At 64.4% G+C, this 13,124-nt stretch carries 13 protein-coding genes and 1 pseudogene; 5 read left to right on the top strand and 9 right to left on the bottom strand.

Features of this window, described 5'->3' with window-relative positions:
* Positions 1-11: 11 nt before the first annotated feature.
* The 5 genes from ybeY to miaB all read right to left on the bottom strand — a co-directional run bounded on the left by ybeY (position 12) and on the right by miaB (position 4,225).
* Positions 12-527 carry an rRNA maturation RNase YbeY gene (gene ybeY / locus G0D83_RS07180; protein ID WP_164191239.1) on the bottom strand — a complete coding sequence of 172 codons (516 nt, stop codon included), beginning with the start codon at positions 525-527 and terminating at the stop codon, positions 12-14.
* A gap of 69 nt (positions 528-596) precedes the next feature.
* Positions 597-1,577 (bottom strand): PhoH family protein, encoded by a 981-nt coding sequence (locus tag G0D83_RS07175; protein WP_108966928.1) that lies wholly within the window; start codon positions 1,575-1,577, stop codon positions 597-599.
* Between the two features lie 150 nt (positions 1,578-1,727).
* The gene (locus tag G0D83_RS07170; protein WP_164191221.1) at positions 1,728-2,039 is read right to left on the bottom strand and encodes a hypothetical protein; all 312 of its coding nucleotides are present in this window, start codon (positions 2,037-2,039) and stop codon (positions 1,728-1,730) included.
* 14 nt (positions 2,040-2,053) lie between these two features.
* Positions 2,054-2,665, bottom strand: coding sequence for an OmpA family protein (locus tag G0D83_RS07165; protein ID WP_370457184.1), 612 nt, complete (start codon positions 2,663-2,665; stop codon positions 2,054-2,056).
* Positions 2,666-2,905: 240 nt separating this feature from the next.
* The gene (gene miaB, locus G0D83_RS07160) at positions 2,906-4,225 is read right to left on the bottom strand and encodes a tRNA (N6-isopentenyl adenosine(37)-C2)-methylthiotransferase MiaB (RefSeq protein ID WP_164191213.1); all 1,320 of its coding nucleotides are present in this window, start codon (positions 4,223-4,225) and stop codon (positions 2,906-2,908) included.
* Positions 4,226-4,337: 112 nt separating this feature from the next.
* Here miaB and G0D83_RS07155 point away from each other — a divergent pair, with 112 nt between their 5' ends.
* Complete coding sequence (locus G0D83_RS07155) at positions 4,338-5,219, top strand: hypothetical protein (protein ID WP_203594967.1); 882 nt, start codon at positions 4,338-4,340, stop codon at positions 5,217-5,219.
* 19 nt (positions 5,220-5,238) lie between these two features.
* On the opposite strand, the gene G0D83_RS07150 is transcribed toward G0D83_RS07155, so the two are convergent.
* Together G0D83_RS07150 and irrA are read right to left on the bottom strand one after the other, a co-directional pair.
* The gene (locus G0D83_RS07150; RefSeq protein ID WP_164191210.1) at positions 5,239-5,925 is read right to left on the bottom strand and encodes an FAD-binding oxidoreductase; all 687 of its coding nucleotides are present in this window, start codon (positions 5,923-5,925) and stop codon (positions 5,239-5,241) included.
* Between the two features lie 194 nt (positions 5,926-6,119).
* Positions 6,120-6,536: an iron response transcriptional regulator IrrA gene (gene irrA / locus G0D83_RS07145; RefSeq protein WP_164191207.1), complete on the bottom strand. Its 417-nt coding sequence runs from the start codon at positions 6,534-6,536 to the stop codon at positions 6,120-6,122.
* A 188-nt stretch (positions 6,537-6,724) separates the two neighbouring features.
* Here irrA and fabA point away from each other — a divergent pair, with 188 nt between their 5' ends.
* Genes fabA through G0D83_RS07130 form a run of 3 tightly spaced genes read left to right on the top strand, consistent with a single transcriptional unit; the run spans position 6,725 to position 9,286 of the window.
* Complete coding sequence (fabA, locus tag G0D83_RS07140; protein WP_108966940.1) at positions 6,725-7,234, top strand: bifunctional 3-hydroxydecanoyl-ACP dehydratase/trans-2-decenoyl-ACP isomerase; 510 nt, start codon at positions 6,725-6,727, stop codon at positions 7,232-7,234.
* A 14-nt stretch (positions 7,235-7,248) separates the two neighbouring features.
* Positions 7,249-8,478 (top strand): beta-ketoacyl-ACP synthase I, encoded by a 1,230-nt coding sequence (gene fabB / locus G0D83_RS07135; protein WP_164191204.1) that lies wholly within the window; start codon positions 7,249-7,251, stop codon positions 8,476-8,478.
* A gap of 16 nt (positions 8,479-8,494) precedes the next feature.
* Entirely contained in the window at positions 8,495-9,286 is a 792-nt protein-coding gene (locus G0D83_RS07130; RefSeq protein WP_108966944.1) for an enoyl-ACP reductase, read from the top strand.
* 80 nt (positions 9,287-9,366) lie between these two features.
* Here G0D83_RS07130 and G0D83_RS07125 read toward each other — a convergent pair.
* Positions 9,367-10,881, bottom strand: a pseudogene (locus G0D83_RS07125) (acetyl-CoA hydrolase/transferase family protein).
* 554 nt (positions 10,882-11,435) lie between these two features.
* Between G0D83_RS07125 and G0D83_RS07120 the strand changes: the two are divergent.
* The gene (locus tag G0D83_RS07120) at positions 11,436-11,834 is read left to right on the top strand and encodes a hypothetical protein (RefSeq protein WP_164191201.1); all 399 of its coding nucleotides are present in this window, start codon (positions 11,436-11,438) and stop codon (positions 11,832-11,834) included.
* Positions 11,835-12,533: 699 nt separating this feature from the next.
* On the opposite strand, the gene G0D83_RS07115 is transcribed toward G0D83_RS07120, so the two are convergent.
* Positions 12,534-13,124: hypothetical protein (locus G0D83_RS07115; RefSeq protein WP_164191198.1), on the bottom strand; the 591-nt coding region annotated here is incomplete at its 5' end.

Here is a 13,124-nt window from a genome sequence, read left to right as displayed (position 1 = left end):
TCCTGTGTCTCTCAGAGGTCAGACGAATATGGGTCCGCGATACCCATCTTGCCAAGTATTTCCGTCTCTAAATTTTCCATCAGCGTCGCATCGCCGTCACGCAGGTGATCATAGCCCAGAAGATGCAAGGTTCCATGAACGATCAAATGCGTCACATGGTCGGCCATGGTCTTGCCCGCCTCCTGCGCCTCGCGGGCGCATGTCTCGAAGGCGATGGCGAGATCACCGAGCTCGGTGGCGAAGGGGCCGTCCTCGGTCTCGGGCAACTCCGGCGCCTCCCCCTCGACCTCGGCTCCGCGCTCCTCGGAGGGCCAGGAGAGCACATTGGTCGGGGTCGGCTTCTCTCGGAACTCTGCGTTCAGCTCTGCGATGCGCGCGTCGTCGCAGGCAAGAAGGGCGATCTCGAACCCTTCGGGATCGAGGCCGAGATGGACCAGCGCGGCACGGGCCGCGGTCTCGGCGAGGTCTTCAAGCCCGGCCTCCTCCCAACGGTCGTCCTCGATGATCGTGTCGGTGAGCTGAGCCATATGTTCAAGCCGGGGGCGGCGCCCCCGGACCCCCGGGATATTGGAACCAAGAAGAAGAAGCGGGGGCCCTCAGGCCCCGCGCTCCGCGTCCTTCTCGTAGGCCTCGATGATCTTCGCCACAAGGGGGTGTCTCACCACGTCGGCAGAGGTGAAATAGTTGAAGCTGATCTTGTCGATGTGGCTGAGCAGGCGCTCGGCGTCCTGCAGGCCCGATTGCACGCCGCGCGGCAGGTCGACCTGGCTGCGGTCGCCGGTGATCACCATGCGCGAGCCCTCGCCGAGGCGGGTGAGGAACATCTTCATCTGCATGGAGGTGGCATTCTGCGCCTCGTCGAGCACCACGAAGGCGTTCGACAGGGTCCGGCCACGCATGAAGGCCAGCGGCGCGATCTCGATGGTCTTCTCCTCCATCATCTTGGCGAGCTGTTTGCCGGGCAGGAAGTCGTTCAGCGCGTCGTAGAGCGGCTGCATGTAGGGGTCGACCTTGTCCTTCATGTCGCCAGGCAGGTAGCCGAGCTTCTCGCCCGCCTCGACCGCAGGACGGCTGAGGATGATCTTGTCGACCTGGCCGGTGATGAAGAGGTTCACGCCAACGGCGACGGCGAGATAGGTCTTGCCCGTGCCGGCCGGGCCGATGCCGAAGGCGAGCTCATTCTCGAAAAGCGCGCGCACATAGGCTTTCTGCGCGTCCGTGCGCGGCTCGATGAGCTTCTTGCGGGTCTTGATCTCGACCTTGCCTGCCGAGAACATCTCGAGTTGGTCGCCCGGTTCCTGCTCCTCGGGGGCGAGTCGGAACTCGCGGTCGATGTCGCCGCGGCCGACCGAGCGGCCCTGTTCCAGCCGCTGGTAGAGGGCGTTGAGCACCTCGCGCGCGGCTTCCTGCGCCTCGGCCGGGCCGTGCAGCGCCAATTGGTTGCCCCGGCGCAGGATCTGCACGCCGGTTCGGGCTTCGATGTCGGTGAGGTTGCGGTCGTATTCCCCGCACAGATCGATGAGGAGGCGGTTGTCCGGGAATTCCAGGATGGCTTCGGTCAGGATGCCTGTGTTCACGCATGTCTCCTGCGCTTGAGTGCAAGCTCATGGTGCCAAGCCGCAGGGCCCGAGGTCAAGCAGCTTCGGCGCGGCACCGGTGTGAAAGAAACAAAACGGCCGCGCGGTGGGCATCGCGCGGCCGTTGGCATTTGACTGTGGGCACCCCGGTCAGAGCGGATCCCCGATCACCGAAGTGGCGCCCTGCTTGAACGGGCCGGTGGCCACGGTTGGTGGGGCGATGCCGGAGCAGACGGGTTTGCCGTATTTGTCGAGACGGCGGGCGAGATAGCCCTCGACGCCATCATCGGCGATCCAGTTGTCGCAGCCGTCCGGGTCGACCCAGACGCCCCAACGGATCTGCGACAGGTCGTTGCGGTCGACCAGGTTGACGTCTTGGCTCTTGTCCTCGCCGATCGGCATGTCGCAGGCGGCAAGGCTCGAGACGGCAGCAAGCGCGAGGGCGAGTTTTGCGAGTTTCATCTGGCCGGTCCCCCTCAGCGCACGCACAGGATTTCGACACGGCGGTTCTTCGCCATGCCCTCGACGGTGCTGTTGGTCGCCACCGGGTAGTTCTCGCCGTAGCCACGCACGTCGATGATACGGGCGCCGCTGGCGTTGGCCACCGCGGCCACCGAGTTGGCGCGGTTCAGGCTCAGCCGGTCGTTGTAGGCGTTGCTGGCGCGAGAGTCGGTGTGGCCGACGATGATGTACCCAAAGGCCGTGGAGTCGCGGAAGAATTCCTCGAGGCGGCCGCGGCTCTGCGGGTAGATCCTGTAGCTGTCAGTGGCGAAATACTGGTCTGCCTTCAGCGTGCCACAGATGTTGATCTCGTGGCAGACCGGGCGCCCGTCGCGGGTGACCCGCGAGACGGCATATCCCTCGGCACCATCGTCCATGACCCAGATTTCGCAGCCGTCCGGCGACAGCGAGATGCCCGGGATGTAGCGCTCCCCGCGGATGGTGCGGGTGTTCTGCGTGGAAATGACCGGTGTGTTCAGACCGTCTGCGGCAGCGGCTGCCGGAGCCGCGACGCCGGTCAGGGCAAGCGCGGAAACCGCCGCCACTCCCAGAATGCCGCGGAGGGTCTTGGAAAAGCGTGTCGCCACAGCCTCTGTCCCTTTCGATGTTGATACCATTGGCCCTCAGGCGCGGAACGATCCGCACCGGGCCAAACCCCTTACGCGACGGGAGACTAGCAGCAATTTCCACTCTGTGAAGAGAGAACTACCATATATTGTGTCCAAGCGGCGATCATCGGCGGCGTTGGGGCCGCATTGTCGCGGCCTACGGATCAATCCCCGGCGTTTTACCCGAACCTGTGGCAAAAATACGGCGCGGCGCTTTGTTCAGACCAGCTCGCCCTTCAGCGAATTGGCCCCGGACTCGAGGATGCGGACCCGGCGCAGATCGCCCACCGAGAGCCCCTCGCCCATCACGTGGACCGCGTGCAGGTAGTCGGACTTGCCGCCCATCTGCCCCGGTTGCCGGCCGGGCTTTTCGAAGAGCACGCCGACCTCGCGGCCGACCATGGCGTCCTGCAGCGCGCGCTGCTGGCGCACGAGGAGGGCCTGAAGACGCTGCAGCCGGTCGTCCTTTTCCGACTCGGAGACCTGCGCGCGTTCGGCCGCCGGGGTGCCCGGACGCTCGGAATACTTAAACGAGTAGGCCGAGCCGTATTGCACCGCCTCGACGAGATCGAGCGTCGCCTGGAAATCCTCCTCGGTCTCTTCCGGGAAGCCGACGATGAAATCGCCCGAGAGGTGCAGGTCGGGCCGCGCCGCGCGCAGCCGCTCGACCACTTTCAGGTAGCTCTCGGCGGTGTGTTGGCGGTTCATCCGCTTGAGGATTCGATCGGAGCCCGCCTGGACCGGCAGGTGCAGGTAGGGCATCAGCTTCTCGACTTCGCCATGCGCCGCGATCAGCGCGTCGTCCATATCGTTGGGGTGCGAGGTAGTGAAGCGAATGCGCTCGAGGCCGTCGATCTTTGCCAGATCGCGGATGATCCCGGCAAGCCCCTGCTCGTGACCGTGGTACGCGTTGACGTTCTGGCCCAGCAGAGTGATCTCGCGCACGCCGCGCTCGACAAGATCGCGTGCCTCGGCAAGCACACGCTGGGCCGGACGCGAGACCTCTGCACCCCGGGTATAAGGCACAACGCAGAAGGCGCAAAACTTGTCGCAGCCCTCCTGCACCGTCAGGAAGGCGGTCGGACCCCGCTTGGCCTTGGGACGCGATACCAGTTTCTCGAACTTGTCCTCCTCGGGAAAGTCCGTGTCGAGCGCCTTCACCCCCCGCCCCGCCTTTGCCTCGAGTTCAGGCAGGCGGTGGTAGCTCTGCGGGCCGACCACGAGGTCGACCAGGGGCTGGCGGCGCATGATCTCCCGGCCCTCAGCCTGGGCCACGCAGCCGGCGACGCCGATCTTCAGATCGGGCTTTTCTTCCTTGAGGTGACGGAACCTGCCCAGCTCGGAGTAGACCTTCTCGGCGGCCTTCTCGCGGATGTGGCAGGTGTTGAGCAGTATCATGTCAGCGTCGTCGGGGCTCTGGGTCTCGACGTAACCCTGCCCGCCCAGCGCCTCGAGCATGCGTTCGCTGTCGTAGACGTTCATCTGGCACCCGTAGGTCTTGATGAAGAGCTTCTTCGGCTCGGACTTCGAGTGGGACATGTGAGCACTCCGGTTCGGCGTTTCAGGGCGTGCGCATAGCGCAATACCGCCCCGTCTTGCAATGCAATCGCTTTTCCCCGACTGTCCGGTCAAAACGCCGGGCGAAGAGCGGATGCAGTATAGCGGGTTGGACGAGTTCCTGAAACGGCAGGCGGCGGGGCTGCGCAAGGCAACCGGCGCGCGGCCGCTGGCGATGATCTTCTGCGAGGATCAGGCCGAGGTCGACACCACCGCGCGCCACCACATGCAGCTTGGCTTCGCCCCCGTTCTCATGTTCATGCCGCGCCATCTGGAACTTGCCGCAGACGTCGCCGAACGCACCCATCGCATCGACTTCGATCCCCACGTGCCCGGGGCGGTGCCGCGCGCGGTCTCGCGCATGGGCGGGGCGGTCCCGGGGCGCTGGATGTACTATTGCTACAACGCCGAGTTCCTCTTTTTCCCCTTTTGCGAAACCCGCAGCATCGGCGAAATGCTGGCCTATCACGCCGAGGAGCGACGCGACGCGATGCTCACCTACGTGATCGACCTCTACGCCGGCGATCTTTGCGCGGCTCCGAGCGCGGTCTCACTGGACGACGCCTGGCTGGACCGCTCGGGTTATTACGCGCAGGCCCGCCCGGACCCGGCGAACCACGGTCACCCCAAGGAACGGCAGCTGGATTTCTTCGGAGGGCTGCGCTGGCGCTTCGACGAGCACGTTCCGAAGGAGCGGCGCAACATCGACCGCATCTCCCTCTTCCGCGCGGACAAGGGCCTGAGGCTGCGCGACGATCACACCTTCAGCGACGAGGAATACAACACCTATGCCTGCCCCTGGCACAACAATCTGACAGCCGCGATCGCGTCGTTCCGGACTGCCAAGGCGCTGAAGCGCAACCCCGGCTCGAGCGCCGAGATCGCCGGCTTCCGCTGGCACAACTCGGCGCGCTTCGAATGGCATTCGCAGCAGCTACTGGACCTCGGGCTGATGGAGCCGGGGCAATGGTTCTGAGCGCCCCGACCGCTGCAGGTTAGTCGAATTCCTCGGTGACGATGCGACCGTCGTCGACGCCGATCCCGCGCAGTGCCGCAGACATGTCGTCGAGCATCGCATCCGGTCCGCAGACATAGCAGACGTCGCGCCCCGGGGTGACCACCTGGGCCAGAAGCTCGCCATCGATCTGCTCACGATGCAGCGGGCTCGCTGTCTCCTCGGTGACCACAAAGACCGTCTTCAGCCCCGGCATCCCCTCGAAGCTCTCGCGCAGGATGATGTCAGCCTCGGTCTTGTTCGAAAAGACCAGCGTGTTGCCCTCGAGCGTGCCCGCCTCCTCCAACTTCTTGCGCAGAACGGCGATGAACGGCGTGACGCCTGCACCGCCGGCGATGAAGACACCGTCGCCCTTGTCTTCGATCGCGCCCCAAGGCTCCTCGACGAGGACCGTGTCGCCGGGCTGCAGCTGGCCGATGCGCTCGGTTACCCCGTCGTGGCCCTCGGCGTCCTCGGGGTAGGACTTGATAACGAACTCCAGCCGATCCTGGCCCGGCAGCGAGGTGAAGGTGAAGGGCCGCCGTTCCTCGCGCCATCCATCGCGGTCGAGCGCCAGGTCGATCGCCTGCCCGGGCACAAAGTCGAGCCCTTTGGGCCGGTCGAAGACCAAGTGGTGAACGTTATGGGTAATCGGTTCGATGGATTGCAGGGTCAGCTTGCGGCTCATGGGGACCTCCTATTCCGGTTTCCCATAAAAAACGCCACCGCCGCGCACAGGGTTCCGGCGCATGCCTCGGGTCCGCCGCAGGGGCGGCCATGTCAAAACGCACCGCGTTAAAATATGCCGGGCCCAAATACGCCGGGGGAGAGCGCCGCAGAAACAGGGGCGGCGCACCCTTCACACGTCACCGGGAGCGCGGATTACTTCCTGCGCAGGCGGATCACCACGTCGACCGAGGCGATCTCGGCCCCGTCCGGCGCGCTCGGCAGCTTTGAAATCACCAGGTCCTCCGAGGGGGCGTCGGTCAGATGCCCTTCGTCCTCCCAGAAGAAATGCGGGTGGTCGCGGGTGTTGGTGTCGAAATAGCTGCGACTGCCGTCAACCGTGACCTCTTGGATCAACCCGGCATCGCAGAAGGCGCGCAGCGTATTGTAGACCGTGGCCAGAGACACGCCCTCACCCTCGGCCTGGGCCGCAGCATAGAGGCTCTCGGCGGTGACGTGCCGGTGCTTGCCGTCGCCCACCAGCAGCGCCGCCAGCGCAACGCGCTGCCGCGTGGGCCGGAGCCCCGCCTGGCTCAACCAGTCGCTGCCTCTTTGAATGGGGTCGCTCGTCATAGCTCAGTCCAGTGCCCTAGCTCCATGAGACGTATATAATGGTTCGCAGGTGCCCTTTTCAAATGGAAATCCGAAGCTGGCATGGTCCGCGCCGCAAGGTGACGGCGCAATGCGCAGGCTTGCATGGCGCGGTTTCGCGATGATAGAGGGGGCGCAACCTGACACAAAGTACAAAGGGGCGCGCCTGCATGGCCGATTATCCCACCAGCTTCGGCAAGGAAGATCTTCTGAAATGCGCGCGCGGCGAGCTCTTCGGACCGGGCAATGCGCAGCTTCCGGCGCCGCCCATGCTGATGATGGATCGCATCACCGATATTTCGGGTGATGGTGGCCTGCACGGCAAGGGGCACGTGGTCGCGGAATTCGACATTACCCCGGACCTGTGGTTCTTCGACTGCCACTTCCCGGGCAACCCGATCATGCCCGGCTGCCTCGGCCTTGACGGCCTGTGGCAGCTGACCGGCTTCAACCTTGGCTGGCGCGGCTGGCTGGGCCGCGGCTACGCGCTCGGCGTGGGCGAGGTGAAGCTGACCGGCATGGTGCGCCCGGACCGCAAGATGCTGACCTACAAGGTTGATTTCACCAAGGCCGTGCAGACACGCCGGCTCACCATGGGTGTCGCGGACGGCATCGTCGAGGCGGATGGCGAGGTCATCTACCAGGTCAAAGATATGAAAGTCGCTCTTTCCGAGAGCTGAGAGGGAGGTCTCCCATGCGTCGAGTCGTCGTCACGGGACTGGGCATCGTTTCGTCCATCGGCACCAATGCCGAAGAAGTACTCGCCTCGCTGAAGGCGGGCCGCTCGGGCATCACCGCCAACGAGCAGATGAAGGAACACGGCTTCCGCAGCCAGATCGCCGGGGCCATCGATCTCGACGTGTCCGAGCACGTGGACAAGCGGACCCTGCGCTTCATGGGCCCGGGCGCGGCTTATGCCCATATCGCCATGCAACAGGCGATTGCGGACTCGGGGCTCGAGGAAGGCGACGTGGTCAACCCGCGCACCGGCCTCGTCGCCGGCTCGGGTGGCCCCTCGACCTCGGCCCTGCTGACAGCGCATCAGACCGTGCTGAGCACCGGTGCCACCAAGCGCGTCGGGCCGTTCGCCGTGCCCAAGGCCATGTGCTCGACGATCTCGGCGAACCTCTCGACCGCCTTCAAGATCAAGGGCATCAACTACTCGATCACCTCGGCCTGCTCGACCTCGCTGCATTGCATCGGCAATGCTGCCGAGCAGATCATGATGGGCAAGCAGGACGTGATGTTCGCCGGCGGCGGCGAGGAACTCGACTGGACGCTGTCGTGCCTTTTCGACGCCATGGGCGCGATGAGCTCGAAGTACAACGACACCCCCGAAAAGGCCTCGCGCGCCTTTGACGCGGGCCGCGACGGCTTTGTCATCTCGGCTGGCGGCGGCATCGTCGTGCTGGAAGAACTCGAGCACGCCAAGGCGCGCGGCGCCAAGATCTACGCCGAAGTCACCGGCTATGCCGCGACCTCTGACGGGCATGACATGGTCGCCCCCTCGGGCGAGGGCGGCGAGCGCGCCATGCGCCTCGCGCTGCAGACCCTGCCCGAGCACCGCAAGGTCGGCTACATCAACGCGCATGGCACCTCGACCCCGGTCGGCGATGTCGGCGAGATCGAGGCCGTGCGCCGCGTCTTCGGCGAAGGCAGCACGCCGCCGGTCTCCTCGACCAAGTCGATGACCGGCCACAGCCAGGGCGCCACCGGCGCGCAGGAGGCGATCTACTGCCTGCTGATGCTGCAGAACGACTTCATCGCACCGTCGATCAACGTCGAGACGCTGGACCCGGCGCTGAAACCCGAAGAGATTGCCACCAGCCTCGTCGAGAACGCGGGTCTCGACACGGTGATGACAAACTCCTTCGGCTTCGGCGGCACCAACGGGTCGATGCTGCTCAGCAAATATCAAGAATAACAAGCGAGAGACGGACATGGGCGAGCTTCTCAAGGGCAAGCGCGGGCTGATCATGGGGGTGGCGAATGACCGCTCCATCGCATGGGGCATCGCCAAGGCGCTGCACGAGGCGGGGGCGGAGCTCGCCTTCACCTACCAGGGGGATGCTTTCGGCAAGCGGCTCGAGCCGCTGGCCCAGAGCGTCGGCTCGGACTTCATGGTCGACGTGGACGTCACCGACGACGCCTCGCTCGACGCGGCGTTCGAGCAGCTTGGTGCCCGCTGGCCGACCATCGACTTCGTGGTGCATGCCATCGCCTTTTCTGACAAGTCCGAGCTGACCGGCCGGTTCCTCAACACCAGCCGCTCGAACTTCAAGAACTCGATGGACATCTCCTGCTACTCGTTCATCGAAGTGGCGCGCCGCGCGCACCCGCTGATGGTCGAGAATGGCGGCTCGCTGATCACCCTCACCTACGACGGATCGGTCAAGGTCGTGCCGAACTACAACGTGATGGGCGTGGCCAAGGCGGCGCTGGAATCAGCGACCCGCTATCTGGCGAACGACCTCGGCCCGGACGGCATCCGGGTCAACGCGATTTCACCCGGCCCGATGAAGACCCTTGCCGGGGCGGCCATCGGCGGCGCGCGCAAGACCTACAAGTTCACCGAGCAGAACGCCCCGCTGCGCTCGAACGCGACGCTCGAGGCCGTGGGCGGCACCGCCGCCTACCTGGTCTCCGATGCAGGCGCCTATACCACCGGCGAAATCATCCACGTCGATGGCGGCTTCCACGTGCTCGGCATGCCGCAAGCCGAGAACATCTGAGATCCCTCCCCGCGGGAGACGAAAGAGCCCGGCCTTTTGGCCGGGCTTTTTGCTTGAGCGCGCGCACCCGGCCAGCGGCCCTAGGTCATCGAGCCGGTGTCGATGTAGCGCTGGTGCCAGCTCAGCGCCTCGTTCAACAGCACCGGGGCGTGCTTGCCAAGGGACCCCTGCAGTGCCCGAGCGTAGTAGTCGCGCAGCAGCGGCGCGTAGTTCGGGTCGGCGCAGCGATCTATGATCACCCCGGCGCGCTGGCGCGGCGCGAGCCCGCGCAGGTCGGCGAGCCCATGCTCGGTGACGATCACCTGCACATCCTGCGAGATATGATCCACATGCGCCACCTGCGGCACGATCGCCGAGATCTTGCCGCCCTTGGCGGTCGAGGGGGTCATGAAGATCGAAAGGTAGGCGTTGCGGGCGAAATCCCCCGACCCTCCGATGCCGTTCTGAATGCGCGAGCCCATGACGTGGGTCGAGTTGACGTTTCCGTAGATATCCGCCTCGATCAGCCCGTTCATCGCGATACAGCCCAGCCGGCGCACCAGTTCGGGATGGTTGGAGATCTCCTGCGGCCGCAGGATCAGCTTGTCCCGGTAGCGCAAGGCATCGCGATTGAAGCGCTCCGCCGCCTCGGGGCTGAGCGAAAAGGCCGTGGCCGAGGCCATCCGCACCTTGCCCGCGTCCAGAAGGTCCAGCATCCCGTCTTGTATCACCTCGGTGAAGGCGGTCATGCCGTGATACGGCGACTCCATCAGCCCCGAAAGCACCGCGTTGGTGACGTTGCCGACACCCCACTGCAGCGGCAGCAGGCTCGGCGGCAGGCGCCCGCGCGCGACCTCGTGAGCGAGGAATTCCAGCAGGTGCCCGGCGATGGCCTCGGCCACCGCGTCGGGCTTGGCAAAGGGCAGATTGCGATCCGGCGCCTCGGTTTCGACCACCGCGACCACCTTCGACGGGTCGATGCGGAAATGGGTCTGGCCGATCCGGTCGTCCGGGCGCACCAGCGGGATCGGCACGCGGTTCGGCGGCAGCGCCGTCCCCTAGTAGATGTCATGCATCCCGTCGAGCGCGGGGCTCTGCCAGTGGTTGACCTCGAGGATCACCTTCTCGGCCTGATCGAGCCAAGTCTTGTTGTTGCCGATCGAGGACGAGGGGATCAGCGCCCCGTCGGCCGTGATCCCCGAGACTTCGACCACCGCCATGTCGAGCTTGCCAAGGAAGCCTTCCCAGACCACCGGCGCGACCTGGCTGAGGTGCATGTCGACGTAGTTCATCTTGCCCGAGTTGATCTGCTCGCGGGCGATCGGATCAGAGTTGTAGGGCAGCCGGAACTCGATGCCATTCGCCTTGGCCAGCGCGCCGTCGAGTTCGGGGCCGGTGGACGCGCCGGTCAAGACCTTCACCCGGAACGGTTCCCCCGCCGCATGCGCCGCCTCGATCTGCGCCGCCAGCGCCACCGGCACCGACTTCGGATAGCCCGAGCCGGTGAATCCGCTCATGCCGATGGTCATGCCGTCGTGGATCTGCGCGGCCGCACCCTCGGCGCTCATCCTCTTTGGGCGAAGATCGGCGAAGCCGATGCGGGCGCGGGTGTTCATGTTCAGTCCTCCTGCGACACGTCACGGTTGGCGTAACGGTGCTTTGCGCACTTCTACCCAAGACCCGGCGGTTGCGGCCAGACGGAGATCCGCAAGGCTGGGCAGATATGCGCCCAAGCAGGACTGAAGCCGATATATTTGCGCCATACGCGCATTCAGGCGCGCCCCGCTCTCACGGGTCCGCATTGGGCAGGGCGTGTGATGGCTCGACCCGCCCGACCGCTGCGTCCACCGGCGTCACCTAATGTTGCCATGACCGGCGGATGCGCGCTCTTCCGAACGACAGGTGCCCCAGGTTCTGGCATCCCCAGCCCGACCGCCCCGGCACAGATTGTGAAATCCCGATGTGCACGTCTGGAATTGCCAGCAGCGCGCTTTACCTTACGTTAAACTCTGGGGGTTGCGCAGCGTCCCTGCGCTCTGCCCCAAGCGTTTGGGGGCGCGCCCGCCGGTGCCGTATCGAGTGCCCGCAGTCCGGCATCCGCCGGGCGGGTTGGATCATCTCATCGACTGCGCCCGAGAGCACAGTCATGCTTCTTGAAAGGAAGGTTTCCATGAAACGTCTTGTTGCAGCCCTTCTGATTTCCGGCATCACCGCCGGCGCAGCTCTCGCCGACGCGACACCGGAACAGGCCAGCGCGATCAATCAATACGCACCGGGAGTCGATGTCTCGATGTTGAATGATGATCAGGTGGAGGCGGCCTTCGCCGCCGCCAACGGCACGGACTCCGACGCCGAAAAGCGCACTCAGATCGAGTTCATCGCCAGCGGCGAAGGGACCGAGCCGATGACCTTCTCGGAGGAGCAGATTGCGCTGATCGAGGAATATGTATCGCCCGAAGAGGTCGCCAAGATGACCGGGCAGCAAATGGGCAACGCCCTGTCGATCATCAGCACCAGCGAGAACCACAACCAGAAAGCCGCCCGGATCAAGGCCCTGATCGGCAACTGACCCAGCCAGACTTCTGGACACGCGCGCCGCTGCAACACGCGGCGCGCGGAGTCGTTTGAAGATGCGTGTAGAGGCCGTCGCGTCGAGACGTCGTGGCGGAGCGGTGTTTCGCCATCCGGAGTTGGTACCCGCGGCCGGAGTTGGCTCCGCAGATTTGCGGTTCTACTCCCGTTACAGGCACTTCCGCGATCGTAAGCATCAGCAAAATAAGGGTTATCAGCACCGAGAGTCACAGGTCAACAGGAACGATCTGTACTACGGAATGTACTACGGTTCTGTTCGGTCCTCTGGAGGCGATACGGCAGCTTCTCTTTGGTCGTGTGCAACTTTTGGCTTCCGTACCTGAAAGCACAGAGTGGCTCGTAGAGTTGCGATACTCCTGTCTGCTAGGAGAGTTCATGCGCTGCCTTGGCGCTACCGCTTAGACCAGCTTGTCGGGCATGAAGGTGGGGGCGAGTGCCACCCCGGGGGGTATCCGGTCTCGTATATAGGTGCGATCACGGAAGAGGTCCCGTGTTCGTCAAGTTAGCCCCCGCTCAGAGTGGTGCCTTCTGAGGTCTAATGTGATTGTGAAAGCTGTGACGTGACGAAAGCTGCTTCCAAGGGTGGGAGGCAGTTGATGCACCTAAGTCCTATTAGTATGGGGAAGGGCGGCCCCCAAGGCCGCTCCTGACCCTCTACCCTGATCTAATACCTGCTTCACACGAGGTTTCTAACGTGGTCACAAACTCCCAGAGCCGAGATACCGTACGGGAAGACCGCTACAAGCGCTTCTACCAGATCGTCGACGATATCGCCGGTGAACTCCAAGCCCATGTCTGGCACGGAAGCGGCAAGCCAAAGCGGAAGCTTCGTGGTGACCAGCTTCGGAAGTTGAGGTCTTCTCTCGAGACCCTGATCCGAGACAGCGTTGCTGTGGTCTACCAGCGCAAGAGGAAGGGTGAAGCTTCCATCCAACTCAACGCGAACTGGTATGCTGGCCCCGCCTCTCCTGCGGACCTCAGCTACAACATCCATGTTGAGCGGGCTTATCAGGGGATGCTGGAGCTTGGCTATCTCGAGCAGACCCGAAAGGGAGTCTATGACCGACAGGTTGCCAAGACTGGCCCCAGCCGTAGCAGGCTCACACGGTACAGTGCGACTGATCACCTGATCGACAAGTTTACGGAACGGGAGCAGGAAGTCCTCCCGGTGATCGTACCTCCCGCCCGCGATGACGCTCCCATCCGAGTACGTCTGAAGCACGCCGACAAACCTGATGAACTGTTCCCGGCGGATGATGGCGACGAA

Source organism: Salipiger sp. PrR003, assembly GCF_010500785.1.
Taxonomy (GTDB): Bacteria; Pseudomonadota; Alphaproteobacteria; order Rhodobacterales; family Rhodobacteraceae; genus Salipiger; species Salipiger pacificus_A.
Note: the sequence above shows the minus strand (reverse complement) of the source record. Positions and strands in the feature narration are given on the sequence as shown.